At 58.7% G+C, this 12,619-nt stretch carries 12 protein-coding genes and 1 pseudogene; 11 read left to right on the top strand and 2 right to left on the bottom strand.

The annotated features are described in order from the left end of the window. Positions 1-579 precede the first annotated feature (579 nt). Both F6X42_RS18920 and F6X42_RS18915 read left to right on the top strand, forming a co-directional pair. Entirely contained in the window at positions 580-747 is a 168-nt protein-coding gene (locus tag F6X42_RS18920; RefSeq protein WP_187635687.1) for a hypothetical protein, read from the top strand. A 10-nt stretch (positions 748-757) separates the two neighbouring features. After that, entirely contained in the window at positions 758-937 is a 180-nt protein-coding gene (locus F6X42_RS18915) for a hypothetical protein (protein WP_187635676.1), read from the top strand. Between the two features lie 80 nt (positions 938-1,017). On the opposite strand, the pseudogene F6X42_RS18910 reads toward F6X42_RS18915, so the two are convergent. Together F6X42_RS18910 and F6X42_RS18905 are read right to left on the bottom strand one after the other, a co-directional pair. Beyond that, positions 1,018-1,413 (bottom strand): annotated as a pseudogene (locus F6X42_RS18910) (alanine racemase); the annotation flags it as partial. A 104-nt stretch (positions 1,414-1,517) separates the two neighbouring features. Next, positions 1,518-2,810, bottom strand: coding sequence for a D-amino acid dehydrogenase (locus F6X42_RS18905; protein ID WP_187635674.1), 1,293 nt, complete (start codon positions 2,808-2,810; stop codon positions 1,518-1,520). 358 nt (positions 2,811-3,168) lie between these two features. On the opposite strand from F6X42_RS18905, the gene F6X42_RS18900 reads away from it, so the two are divergent. The 9 genes from F6X42_RS18900 (at position 3,169) to F6X42_RS18860 (ending at position 12,580) form a co-directional block, all read left to right on the top strand. Continuing rightward, the gene (locus tag F6X42_RS18900) at positions 3,169-4,002 is read left to right on the top strand and encodes a transporter substrate-binding domain-containing protein (protein ID WP_187635673.1); all 834 of its coding nucleotides are present in this window, start codon (positions 3,169-3,171) and stop codon (positions 4,000-4,002) included. A gap of 583 nt (positions 4,003-4,585) precedes the next feature. Continuing rightward, positions 4,586-5,419, top strand: coding sequence for an amino acid ABC transporter ATP-binding protein (locus tag F6X42_RS18895; RefSeq protein ID WP_281393995.1), 834 nt, complete (start codon positions 4,586-4,588; stop codon positions 5,417-5,419). Positions 5,420-5,427: 8 nt separating this feature from the next. Beyond that, on the top strand, positions 5,428-6,099 hold the full coding sequence (locus F6X42_RS18890; protein WP_187635672.1) for an amino acid ABC transporter permease: 672 nt from the start codon (positions 5,428-5,430) through the stop codon (positions 6,097-6,099). A 10-nt stretch (positions 6,100-6,109) separates the two neighbouring features. Then, the gene (locus tag F6X42_RS18885) at positions 6,110-6,775 is read left to right on the top strand and encodes an amino acid ABC transporter permease (protein WP_187614086.1); all 666 of its coding nucleotides are present in this window, start codon (positions 6,110-6,112) and stop codon (positions 6,773-6,775) included. A 31-nt stretch (positions 6,776-6,806) separates the two neighbouring features. Next, a complete protein-coding gene (locus F6X42_RS18880) occupies positions 6,807-7,685 on the top strand; it encodes a dihydrodipicolinate synthase family protein (RefSeq protein WP_187635671.1) in 879 nt (292 codons plus the stop codon). Positions 7,686-7,737: 52 nt separating this feature from the next. After that, positions 7,738-8,754 (top strand): 4-hydroxyproline epimerase, encoded by a 1,017-nt coding sequence (locus tag F6X42_RS18875; RefSeq protein WP_187635670.1) that lies wholly within the window; start codon positions 7,738-7,740, stop codon positions 8,752-8,754. Next, positions 8,751-10,043, top strand: a complete 1,293-nt coding sequence (locus F6X42_RS18870) for an NAD(P)/FAD-dependent oxidoreductase (RefSeq protein WP_187635669.1) — start codon at positions 8,751-8,753, stop codon at positions 10,041-10,043. The genes F6X42_RS18875 and F6X42_RS18870 overlap by 4 nt, the downstream gene beginning before the upstream one ends. Before the next feature lie 11 nt (positions 10,044-10,054). Then, positions 10,055-11,536, top strand: coding sequence for an aldehyde dehydrogenase family protein (locus F6X42_RS18865; protein WP_187635668.1), 1,482 nt, complete (start codon positions 10,055-10,057; stop codon positions 11,534-11,536). A 12-nt stretch (positions 11,537-11,548) separates the two neighbouring features. Beyond that, the gene (locus F6X42_RS18860) at positions 11,549-12,580 is read left to right on the top strand and encodes a proline racemase family protein (RefSeq protein WP_187635667.1); all 1,032 of its coding nucleotides are present in this window, start codon (positions 11,549-11,551) and stop codon (positions 12,578-12,580) included. The last annotated feature ends 39 nt before the right edge of the window (positions 12,581-12,619 follow it).

Raw genomic sequence — 12,619 nt, 5'->3', positions numbered from 1 at the left:
GTTCGAAGGAGACGAAGATAGACGTCCTGCAACACCTCTCCCGGCAGCTTTAGTGGCTCAGCCGACGGTCGTCAGGTGGGGGAGTTTGAAGTGACCATACCCGGGGGAGTTTGACCGACCGCCGGGGGTGAGGCGTTCCGCGACCTGGCGCTGAAATGCAAAGAGCCTGAGAGAGCAGGCGCCTTGGTTCGTCGGGGTGCGTCAGTAAGTCAATACGCGACAATCACGATGGCCGTCTTCGATAACCAGGACCGGCGCGTAACCGCCACCCTTACTTCTTGGCGAACCACATCAACCGAACCTCCCGCCCGTCAACGGTTATTCACCACACCTGGTTACGGCGGCGGTTGTCGCGGCAGCGTGCGCTTACGAATCGCTGTCCCGGCAAGGCGTTCGTACTGTTGGCGTTGTTTAAGATTGATTTAAGCGACGCTACGTGCTCTTCGAACGAAACCTTGAGAGGACAACGCCCCGGCGGTGTGCGACTTATCCGCTGCGTGAACCCGCCTCGTCCCTCGAGCAAACGTACGCAGGGCCACTCGGGGCATCCCCCGACGGAATGAGGTGGAGATGGTGTACTTGATTACCGACCTGAAGATGGTCGAAAGTTATGGCCGCATCAAGGCTGACAGCGGCAAGGATGCGCTGGAAGAGTTTGCGGTCAGCAAGGGCTTCCTCAACCTGATGGAGTTCGCCTCCGCCCGGCCCGCGTTCGTCAACGACTTGGTGGCTGTTCAACTGCAATAAGGAGACTGACGTGGCCCTGACTTTGGGAGAGGCTCTGGAGCACGCCGAACTGTTGGAAGTCTACGGGGTGATTTCCAGAACGGCGCAGGCGCTCATCTTGATGAGGCACGAGTACCTGAACGTCGTCGGCGCTGAGAAATACGAGTTGATTTTCGAGGAGGTGGGCTTGGCCCATCCGGACCCTCAATGACCCGCTCATGCTTTGCGCTTCGGATGCTTGTGAGTCGCATAGTTGTCGACGATGAGATGCACATCAAGTCACGCTGCTAATCCGAGCCGGTTCATGCCGGAGTTCATCTTCAGATAGATGTCAAACGGCCGCTTCGGCTTTGTTGACACAATCAGTTCGCGTTGCTCGTCACAATGCGCGGCCACAGTCAGACCGAACTCTTCAGCTGTTTTCACGTCGCTCTGGTTGAAGATTCCTTCGAGAAGAAGAACCGGCTTCCTCCAGCCGAGCTGTCGGACGTGTACCGCTTCGTCGAGGTCAAGGAGCGCGATGCCGTCCGCAGTTTCCAGCGCAGGAAAGATTCGTTCAATTCCGTGTCCGTAGGCGTTCGCCTTCACAACGGCCGAGACACGAAATGTCGGAGCTCTCTGACGAACGACCTCGAGGTTGTGTCTCACAGCGTCCGGATGGACGAATGCATGAATTGGGCGGGGCATAGCGCTCCCTTCGAAGACTTGTTGAAACGGTAGCGTTCACCGTCGCGAGCTGAGCGACGGAGTTGGCGCGTCGCGTCCGGTTCAACCACGGACCCATGCAAGGCTCAGTTCAAATTGAAGTCAGCCGGAGCCGGCGACTCGCTCGCGTAGCGAGAAACGTTGAGGTCGTCGTGTCGAATCGCCGGCTGCTTTCCTGAAACTAAATCCGCGAGCAGCTGCGCAGAACCACACGACATCGTCCAGCCGAGCGTGCCATGGCCCGTATTCAGATAGAGGTTCGCGACCGAGGTGCCGCCCACAATCGGTGTGCCGTCAGGCGTCATGGGTCGCAGCCCAGTCCAGAATGTAGCCTTCGAGGTATCGCCGCCGCCCGGGAAAAGGTCGTTCACGCACATTTCCAAGGTTTCGCGCCGAGCTTCGCGAAGACGCTTGTCGAACCCCACGATTTCGGCCATACCACCAACACGGATGCGCTTGTCGAATCGGGTGATAGCAATTTTGTACGTTTCATCGAGGACGGTTGAGACCGGTGCGCATCGCTCTTCGATGATGGGGGCGGTGATGGAGTAGCCCTTGAGCGGATAAACCGGAATCTTGACAATGTTTGAGAGGAAGTTCGTCGAATATGAGCCGAACGCTACGACAAACACATCGGCGTGAATGAGCTTGGCACCATGGCGGACGCCGACGACTTTACCGCCCTCCACGACAAGGCCCTCGACTTGCGTGTTGTACCGAAAGGTGACGCCAGCTTGCTCAGCTAACGCCGCGAGCCGAGTCGTGAACAACTGGCAGTCGCCGGTCTCATCGCCCGGTAAACGCAAGCCGCCGGTCAACTTGTGTGAGGTGGCGGCAAGAGCCGGTTCGGCTCTAGCAAGCTCACCCTGAGTCAGCAACTCGTAGGGGACATTGGCTTCTTTAAGCACGGCAATGTCCTTCGCCGCGCCGTCGAACTGCTGCTGCGTACGGAAAACCTGCAACGTGCCGCCAGTGCGTCCTTCGTACTGGATGCCGGTTTCTGCTCGGAGCGCCTTCAGGCAATCGCGGCTGTATTCCGCAAGCCTGACCATGCGATTCTTGTTAATGGCATAGCGCTCCGCATTGCAGTTCTGGAGCATCTGCCACATCCACTGGAGCTGGAATTGCTTGTCCTCGTCGTCCGGACGAATCGCGAGCGGGGCGTGCTTCTGAAACATCCACTTCACCGCTTTCAGGGGTACACCCGGAGCCGCCCACGGTGCTGCGTAGCCTGGCGAAATCTGCCCTGCGTTCGCGAAGCTCGTTTCCAGCGCAGGTCCGTGTTCGCGGTCGATGACGGTGACCGCATGCCCCGCGCGTGCGAGGTAAAACGCGCTCGTCACACCCACAACTCCACTTCCCAATACGACGACCCGCATAGCATCCGCTCCGGGCATCACAGTTGACGCCAACTGCACACAATGATGTATGCAGTGATTGACTGCATGCTAGCTACGAGTTGGTAGTTTAAGAAACCATTCGATGCCAACTTTTTGGATGAATCAACTTCCGGATGAAGGCGACGGAGTGTTCAGTTCGCTGAACGCCTTGTCACCGTTGCCGCAGCGAGGTTTGAAGCGACCGCTGCATTTTCGCCTAGGGACAAGTGCCTAGTTGACAGCCCAGATTTTGACTTCATAGACTGTGTACATCGCTGCACACATAGAGATGCGCAGGACTGTGTGGCGAAAAATCAGGATTTTTCCAACAGGCTTATCCATACTTCGGGAGCTGATTATGGTTCTGCTGTCTCGCTTCACTCGGCGCGTTCTGACGTGCCTGGCGGTAACCGGTTTTGTCGCTGCTGGTGCCCCGGCTCACGCCGAAGACACCGGTGCCTGGCAAAATGTGAAAAAGGCTGGTGTTCTCCGTTGCGGCGCGGCCGTGGCTCCTCCCTACGTCATGCGCGACCCGAAAACCGGCGAATATAGCGGCTTTTTCTCGGAACTCTGTCGCAGCTTTGGACAGAACGTGCTGAAGGTGAAAGTCGAGTTCGTCGACACCACGTGGGACAACATCGTCGCCGGCCTGCAGTCTGACAAGTGGGACCTGTCGATGGCGTTGAACGACACGCCGGAACGGGAGAAAGCCATTTCGTTCTCGACGCCCGCAACGGACTACAACGTCTCCTTCGTCTACAACAAGAACAATCCAAAGGTTCCAAAGGCCGCTCGCACCATAGCCGAAATCGACAAGCCCGGTGTGACAGTCGCTGTCATGTCAGGAACAGCGCAGGACAAGGCTATCTCTGCCGCTTTCAAGCAAGCGACAATCATGCGTCTGCCGGGTAACGATGAGACGCGCCTCGCACTAATGTCCAAGCGCGCGGACCTGCTCGCAGATGCCAACATCACAAACATGCTGCTTACCGAGGCGCACCCGGAATGGGCGTCCACCATCCAGCCGACTCCGCCGCTCGCCCAGCAGGAAGTCGCATTCGGCCTCAGGAAGGAAACGCCTGCTGCCGACGTCGCCGTCCTTAACAAGTATGTCGACGAACAGGTCAAGTCGGGCGCCGTCAACCGCCTCATCAAAACCTCTGTCCAGGCAATGCTTGTCACAAACAAGTGATGCACCTGTTGACGCGGCACGCCCCAATGGGTGCGCTGTTCCGAGGATATTCAGAAGGGCTCCCGTCAATCTGACCTTTGCAAGCTTGACGGGATAGAACAACACGATGCTTCATGCTCCACGAGGCAGTTTGCCGTGCTTACTGAAAATTCCGACTATGTCACAGACGGCGATAGAACGCGCGCCGTCGTCGACTTGCCTACGTTCCGGGCGCGGATGGAGGGCAGTGTCAAACGGTTACTTCGTTCGTAGGCGGCGATAGTCAGATTCGGCTTCGCTCGAGCTTCTTTTGGTTCGTCCCAAGCGTCTTCCAATCGGCTTCTCAGTGATTTCCCTGAAACAACAAGTTAGGCGTTGACAGGCGCAATTCCGGGCTTCTAGTATGTGTACACACTTGCACACATTGAAACACACATGTCTGCGCACTGCATGGGAAGCCCGTGGCTACCAAGGCTCCTAAGGGTCTCAACGCTCGAGCGCAAGCCGTATTAGCCGATTTCGCATGCGGTTCGGCACTGTCGCCAGCCGCTGATTTTCGAATCACACATCACGTGCCTGCGGGCGCGTCAGCTGGAGAGATTCCATGCTTTCTTCCCAAGCCATGATTGCTCAGCAGGATGAGCCGCCAGTTGCAGTTGGCTGTGCCAACGCGACCTTCGGTGATTTCGTACAGTTTCGAGACGTCTACAAGTCCTACGGTCCGAATCTGGTCGTCATGGACCACATGAACCTTGACATGCGCGCCGATGACCGGCTCGTCATCATTGGACCGAGCGGTAGCGGCAAGAGCTCGCTGCTTCGCGTGATGATGGGGCTGGAAGGCGTCCAGGGCGGCGAGATTGGCTTTCAGGGCAAGCCGTACATCTACGGAGCCGACTCGGGCAAGTCGAAGCGCATCGATGCCAAGCTGCAGAAACAGATTGGCATGGTGTTCCAGCACTACACGCTGTTCCCGCACCTGTCCGTCCTGGGCAACCTCACCCTCGCCCCGACGAAGGTCAGCGGCATCACAAAAGCAGAAGCGACCGAGCGGGCTCGCACGTATCTGGCCCGGCTCGGCCTTGAAAGCAAGCTCCACGCATACCCGAGTCAGCTCTCCGGCGGCCAGAAGCAGCGAGTTGCCATTGCGCGTGCCCTGATGCTCGAGCCGAAGCTGATGTTGTTCGATGAAGTCACCTCCGCCCTTGACCCCGAGATGGTCATCGAAGTGCAAAACGTGATGCTTCAGCTTGCCGAACAGAAGATGGCGATGATTATCGTGACGCACGACATGCACTTTGCGCGCGACATCGCCACGCGCGTGGTTTTCTGTGCGAGCGGAAAAATCGTCGAACAAGGCGCTCCCGCCGAAATGTTCAAGTGCCCCAAGGAAGCTCGCACCCGCGAATTCCTCGAGAAAGTGCTGCATCTCGACTGAGGTCCGACATGAACTATCACTTCGACTTCCGCTTCCTTGAAGGCAGTTTCGGCGCCTTGCTCGAAGGCCTCAAGGTCACCATCGAGCTCGCCGTAGCCTCGAACATCATGGGTCTCGTGCTTGGCTTCCTGCTCTGCCTCATGGCCATGAGCAGATGGGTCGCCGTACGCTGGCCAGCGCAGCTCTTCATTGAGTTTTTCCGCTGCACGCCTGCGCTCCTGCAAATCGTCTGGTTCTTTTACTGCATCCCGATGATGGTCGACGTGTTCATCGACCCAATCCTGATGGGCGTGCTCGCGCTTGGTCTCAATTTGACTGCGTTCAACGCTGAAGCCTACCGTGCAGGCGTTCAGGCGGTCCCCAAGGAGCACCTTGACGCATCTGTCGCTTTGGGCCTCAAGCCGTGGCAGCGCACCATGTATGTGGTGTTGCCTCAAGCACTTCGCAGCTCGATGCCGGTTCTCATGACAAACGGCATTGGCAGTCTGCAGCAGAGCGCGCTCGTTGCCATCGTTGCGGTCGCCGACCTTATGTACGTCGGCAAGAGCCTTGCGACCGAAGCCTACCGGCCGCTCGAAACCTACACGGTTGTTGCTCTCATCTACTTCGCTCTGTCCCTGCCCATCGCAAAATTTGTGCATGTGATTGAGCGTCGTCAGGACCTTGCGGTCAAGCGTTGAGGAGAAGACCATGCATCTAGATTTTTCAGCTGTTCTTCCTTATTGGCTTGTCTTGCTCAAAGGACTGGGGCTCACCCTTGCATTTACGAGCAGCTGCGCGGTTATCGGAAGCCTCGCCGGCTTCGTGCTAAGCCTGCTTCGTATGTCACCCAACCGATTCATTAAGGGCGCGACAACGCTGTACGTGGAGTTTTTCCGAGGCACGCCGCTGCTCATCCAGCTGTTCTGGGTGTTCTTTTGCTTTCCGGTCGTTTTCCGCCTTCCGATACCGCCGTATGTTTCGGTTGTGATTTCCCTGACGCTGTACATGGCAGCTATCACTAGCGAGACGTTCCGCGGCGCGTTGAAGTCTATCTCCAGTGAACAGCACGACGCCTGTATCGCATTGAGTCTTTCGCCGCAAGCGAAAATTCTTTACGTTATTTTCCCCCAAGCACTGCTGCGCGCGATTCCGCCGCTTCTCTCGAACGTCGTCAGTCTGTTCAAGGAAAGTGCGCTCATCTCGTCGGTTGGCGTCGCGGACCTCATGTTCGTCGGACAGAACATCTCGAGCAGCACAGCAAAGCCGGTCGAGTTCCTGACGACGGTCGCGATTATTTACTTCCTCGTCGCTTTTCCCCTCACGCGCCTGGTTGGCGTGGTCGAGTCGCGATTCCTTAAACGCTTTGCCTACTAACCCAACCCGTCCTTCATAAAGGGAGAAACACATGCAGATGAAAGGCATCCTGCCCGCACTCGTCACACCGTTCAATGCTGCCGGCGCTGTCGACCACGACGTGCTGGCTAACATTCTCGAGTTCCAGCTCAAGGCGGGTGTAACCGGCTTCGTGCCGCTCGGCTCGACCGGTGAGTACTACGCGCTGACGCACGACGAGCGCCGCGCTATCCTGAAGACCGTTCTTGAGGTCGTGGGCGACCGCGGCACACTCATCGGTGGCGCGAACGGTTCGTGCACCCGTGAAGTCATCGAGCAGGTTCAGCTGGTCCGCGATGCGGGCTACAAGAACGTCCTCATCGCCCCGCCGTACTATGCGCTGCCCTCGCAGGAAGAGCTGATTGGTCACTACGAGGCCATCCTCAAAGCGGTTCCCGACGTCGATGTCGTGCTTTACAACTATCCGGTTCGCACGAACGTCGAAGTGGGCTTCGGCGTGCTGGACGCGTTCAAGGATAACGCCCGTGTCGTCGGCATCAAGGAGAGCAGCGGCAATCTGCTGCGCGCCATCGAAATCGGCGAAAAGTACAGAGACCATTACCAGCTGTCGTGCGGCTCCGATGACCAGGCGCTCGACTTCTTCCTATGGGGCGCGAGCAGCTGGATTTGCGGCCCGGCGAACTGCTTCGTGAAGCCGGTGGTGGACTTCTACAACAAGTTCACCGCTGGCGACATCCGCGGTGCCCAGGACGTAATGCGCTCGCTCTTCCCGGTCATGGCGACGATGGAAGCGGGCAAGTTCGTGCAGAAGGTGAAGTACGGCTGTGAACTCGCGGGATTCAAGGTCGGCTCAGCTCGCATGCCGCTGCAGCCGCTGACCGACGCAGAAAAGGCGGACTTCCGCGCCGTATTCGAAGCAGCTCAGGCATGACACGAAGCCAGCGGAGAAATCCGCCGGCAATGCACTCTTGCAAGGTATTCGGATGAGCAAGCACAGCTTTAAGAGTATCGAAGGGCATACCGAAGGCATGCCCGTGCGCATGGTGGTCGCCGGCGCGCCGGCGCTCAGCGGTACGACGATGGATGAACGCCGCGGCCTATTTGTGCGAGACCACGACTGGATTCGACGCGCGTTGATGCTGGAACCGCGCGGCCACTCGCATATGTCCGGGACCATTCTTTATCGGCCCCTGTCTGCAGATGCGGATATGAGTCTCGTCTTCATCGAAACATCCGGCTGCCTGCCGATGTGTGGACATGCATCAATCGGCTCCATTTCGTTCGCGCTCGAAGCAGGTCTGATTCAACCGAAGTCGGCTGGTACGGTCGTCGTCGACGTTCCTGCTGGCAAACTGCACGCCAGGTACGTGATGGATGGCGACCGTGTCGCGTCGGTTCGATTCACGAACGTGCCCAGCTTTCTGCTTCATCGCGATATTGAAATCGAGCATCCGCACTTCGGACGTCTTGCCGTCGACATCGCGTATGGCGGCAACTTCTATCCTATCGTGGAGGTGCAACCGAACTTCCCGGGATGCGAGCACTTCTCTCCAGACCAACTGCTGGAGTGGGGCCGCCAGCTGCAAACCGCGGTGAACTCGACAATCGACGTCGTTCATCCTGATAACCCAGGCATCCGCAGCGTGAAGCATGCCATGTGGACGGGCGCGCCTGTCTCCGATGACGCCGACGCTCGAGCGGTCGTCATCGCCGGCGACACGCTGATTGACCGCTCACCGTGCGGCACCGGCACGTCCGCTCGAGTCGCCCAGCGGTACGCGCACGGCCTACTCTCGGAGGGGCAGGCGTTCCGGCACCAGAGCCTGATTGGCAGCTGTTTCACTGGTCGAGTGGAATCAACAACAAGACTGAAGAGCGGGTTGGACGCGGTGTTGCCGAGTGTCGAAGGACGCGCCTGGATTACGGGGCGGGCAGAATATTATGTCGACACCTCCCAGCCATATGCTCATGGCTTCAGCTTGAAGGAGTTTGTGAATTGAACGCCGTTCCTCGCGAGGATGCTTCGCTTGACCCGCTTGCCTCTGCCCAGGAATCTGCTGTCGTCATAGGCGGCGGCATCGTGGGCGTGTGCTGCGCGCTTTATCTGCAGCGCGACGGCTACGCGGTTACGCTCATTGACCCGGAAAGTCCGGGCAATAGTACGGCGAAGTGGAGTTGTGGCCAGATGGCGGTGAGCGAAATCATCCCGCTATCCAAGCCCGGCATCCTCATGAAAATCCCGGGCTGGCTCATGGACCAGAAGGGTCCGCTCGCGCTGCGTCCAAGCGCTCTGCCTGGAATCATTCCGTGGTTCTGCCGCTTTCTCATGTGCGCAAGGCACTCGAAGATTGTGGACCTCGCCGAGTCAATGGCGACACTCACGCATGACGTCTATGCAGACTACGCTCCGTTGCTCGAGGCCTGCGACGACAAAGCTCTGATGGGCGAACGTCCTATTCTGGAAGTCTTCGACAATCCAGGTGGGCTTGCGCGCGAACTGCCACATCTGGAGCTGCGCGAGTCGCTTGGCTTCAGGTCACAGCGTCTGAACGCCAAGGAAATCGGCGACCTCGAGCCGGCGCTTGCTGGCAAGTTCGCCCACGGACTGATTTTCCCTGACTGGCGCGCTGTCAGCGACACGGAAGGCTTCATCGCCGCGCTCACCGGCAGCTTCATCGCTCACGGCGGACGCCGAATCCAGACTGAGGCCAATCGCATTGTCGAATCGAACGGCCGCGCTGTCGGCGTCGAGCTTGCAAACGGCCAGAGCGTTGCGGCGCAGCACGTCGTTGTTGCTGCTGGTACGGGTGCGCGGCGGTTCTTCAATTCGCTGGGGGTAAGCGTGCCGCTCAAGGGCATCGCGGGCTACCAGGCTGTCGTCAAAAACCCGGGTGTGGAATTTCGTCACTCGACCATCTACGCGGATGGCGGTTTCTGCTTCACTCCCATGACTCGCGGCCTGCAGATTGGCGGCACTATCGAATTCGCAGGCGACGGCGCGAAACCGAACTTTGGGCGCGCGGAAATCATCCTCGAAAGGGCCAAACGGGTTCTGCCGGAACTTAAAACCGCCGACGTGGAATACGGTGTTGGCTATCGACCCTTCCTGCCTGACACGAAGCCCATCATCGACCGTTCTCGCAGGCTTGGAAACGTCTTCATGGCGTTCGGCCACGGGCAGCTCGGTCTGACGCTCGGCGCTACCACAGGTCGACTGATTGCCGACATGGTTGCTGGTCGCCCGACCAAGCAGAGCCTTACGCCATTCAGTGCCTATCGTTTTTCTTGACGAGACTTATTATGAAATCGTACGAACAGCTTTTCATCGACGGTCGTTGGGTGGCGCCTGTCAACAAGGGAACCTTCGAAACTGTCGACCCCAGTACCGAGCAGGTGATTGCCAAAGTCGCCTCCGCAACTGCAGAAGACGTCGACCTCGCCGTCAAGGCGGCCCGAAAAGCATTCGATGAGGGTCCGTGGCCGAGGATGAGCGGAGCAGAACGTGGCGTCGTGCTTCGACGCATCGGCAACGGTATCCGCGACCGAATCCAGGAACTTGCCGAAATCGAAGTCCGCGACAACGGCAAGCCGCTTCCCGAAGCGCTTTGGGACCTGGGTGACGCAGCAGGCTGCTTCGAGTTCTACGCTGGGCTCGCAGAGAAGCTTGACGAGAACGCTGAGACGCCCGTGACGCTCTCCGACGACCGTTTCAGTTCAGTGGCACGCAAGGAGCCGGTCGGCGTTGCCGGCGCTATTATTCCGTGGAACTTCCCGATGCTGATGGCAGCATGGAAAGTCGCCCCCGCGCTGGCCGCCGGATGTACGATGATTCTGAAGCCGTCAGAGATGACGTCCCTGACGGCCCTTGAGCTGGGCAGTATCGCGGCCGAGGCGGACCTTCCGCCCGGTGTGTTGAACATTCTGACTGGCCCTGGAAGTGATGTGGGCGCGCCAATGAGCGAGCATCAGGGCATCGACAAGCTGGCGTTCACGGGAAGCATGCCGACCGGCAGCCGCATCATGCAGGCCGCTGCGCGCGACATCAAGAACATCAGCCTCGAGCTGGGCGGCAAGTCCCCCTTCATCGTATTTGATGATAGCGACATCGACGCTGCCGTCGAATGGATAATGTTCGGCATCTTCTGGAATCAGGGAGAAGTCTGCTCGGCTACATCGCGGGTACTCGTTCAGCGTGGCATCTACGACCGTCTCCTTCAGCGGCTGAAAGAGGAAACGCGCAAAATCAAAATCGGTAACGGCCTTGAAGACGGCGTCCTGCTCGGCCCCATTGTCAGCAAGGGACAGTACGAGAAAGTGCTCGCGGCGGTTGCGCGTGGCGAGGAAGACGGGGCGCGATTGGTGACGGGTGGTGACCGTCCTGCACGCCTCGACAAAGGTTACTTCATGGAGCCCGTCGTCTTTGCCGACGTCCCTGAAGAGAGCTGGGTCTGGAACGAAGAGATTTTTGGACCGGTCGTCTGCATCCGGCCGTTCGACGAAGAAAACGAAGCGGTGCGCTCTGCCAACAACTCCCGTTTCGGGCTCGCTGCCGCCGTCATGTCGCGCGACAACGAACGCTGTGAGCGAGTCGCACGGGCGCTGCGCGCCGGCATCGTCTGGATTAACTGCTCGCAGCCCACGTTCACTGAAGCGCCTTGGGGCGGGTACAAGCAGAGCGGCATCGGGCGAGAGCTCGGCGTGTGGGGCTTGAACAATTATCTGGAAACGAAGCAAATCACGCGGTATGACGGCGATAAGCCCTGGGGCTGGTACATCAAGTAAGGCGGGTCCATCATGCGCTGGAAAAAGACGCTTCAACTCGTGGATGTGCACTGTGAAGGCGAGGTTGGCAAAGTCATCACCGGGGGAGTTTTGGGAATCCCCGGTGCGACGATGCTCGACAAGATGAACTACATCAACGAGGTCGACGATAGTCTTCGCCGACTGGTTGTGCTCGAACCGCGCGGTTGCCTTCAGATGTCAGTCAATCTGCTGCTGCCGCCGACGCGTCCGGAGGCGCATGCCGGGTTTATCGTCCTGCAGGCGGACAAAGCCCATCCGATGTCCGGCAGCAATGCAATTTGCGTGGTCACGGCGTTGCTCGAGCTCGGCCTGGTCGAGATGCAGGAGCCGGAGACGACTGTTGTTCTCGATACGCCTGCGGGACTGGTGACTGCGCGCGCGACCTGCGAGGATGGACGCTGCACGGGGGTCTCGCTCGACATGGTGCCTTCCTTTGTCGAACTACTGGAATTCGAATTCGAAGTTCCACAACTCGGGAGAATCAAAGCGGATGTTGCTTTCGGCGGGGTGTACTACGCGCTCGTCGATGTTGACCAGGTGAGGCTGACTATTGCGCCGGAGAATGCTCGAGCACTTGCTGAGCTTGGCATCCGTATCAAAGACATCATCAACGGCCGGATTCGGATTCAACATCCGCTTTTCCCGGAGATAAACGAGGTCGCGTACGTCATGTTCCGAAATCGCGTCAGCTCCGAGCTCTATCAGACGTGCACGACGTTGCCGCCTGGACGAGTCGACCGGTCCCCGTGCGGTACGGGCAGCTCCGCCAATCTGGCGACACTGGCGGCCAGAGGATTGGCCGACATCGGAAGCCGGTTGAAGTCGCGCTCGACAATCGGTGGCGAGTTCAATGTGGAACTGCTCGGCAAGACCGAAGTTGGAGGTCGCGCGGCAATTCTTCCGCGCATTCAGGGGCGAGCCTGGCTTTATGGAATCCAGCAGATTGGGGTTGACCCCGATGACCCATTGTCCGCCGGATTCATGCTGAGCGACACGTGGGGCTCCGGTTTTCCGGCGGTCTGAGGCGGAGCGCGCACGATGATAAACTTGAATGCGCGCCCG

It is taken from the genome of Paraburkholderia podalyriae (assembly GCF_014397785.1).
GTDB lineage: Bacteria > Pseudomonadota > Gammaproteobacteria > Burkholderiales > Burkholderiaceae > Paraburkholderia > Paraburkholderia podalyriae.
This window is presented reverse-complemented; position numbering and strand designations above follow the sequence as displayed.

Bases quoted from the DNA above. Each gene is read 5' to 3' on its own strand.
- F6X42_RS18905 (WP_187635674.1), bottom strand. From the start codon at position 2,810: ATGCGGGTCGTCGTATTGGGAAGTGGAGTTGTGGGTGTGACGAGCGCG.
- F6X42_RS18900 (WP_187635673.1), top strand. From the start codon at position 3,169: ATGGTTCTGCTGTCTCGCTTCACTCGGCGCGTTCTGACGTGCCTGGCG.
- F6X42_RS18895 (WP_281393995.1), top strand. From the start codon at position 4,586: ATGCTTTCTTCCCAAGCCATGATTGCTCAGCAGGATGAGCCGCCAGTT.
- F6X42_RS18890 (WP_187635672.1), top strand. From the start codon at position 5,428: ATGAACTATCACTTCGACTTCCGCTTCCTTGAAGGCAGTTTCGGCGCC.
- F6X42_RS18885 (WP_187614086.1), top strand. From the start codon at position 6,110: ATGCATCTAGATTTTTCAGCTGTTCTTCCTTATTGGCTTGTCTTGCTC.
- F6X42_RS18880 (WP_187635671.1), top strand. From the start codon at position 6,807: ATGCAGATGAAAGGCATCCTGCCCGCACTCGTCACACCGTTCAATGCT.
- F6X42_RS18875 (WP_187635670.1), top strand. From the start codon at position 7,738: ATGAGCAAGCACAGCTTTAAGAGTATCGAAGGGCATACCGAAGGCATG.
- F6X42_RS18865 (WP_187635668.1), top strand. From the start codon at position 10,055: ATGAAATCGTACGAACAGCTTTTCATCGACGGTCGTTGGGTGGCGCCT.
- F6X42_RS18860 (WP_187635667.1), top strand. From the start codon at position 11,549: ATGCGCTGGAAAAAGACGCTTCAACTCGTGGATGTGCACTGTGAAGGC.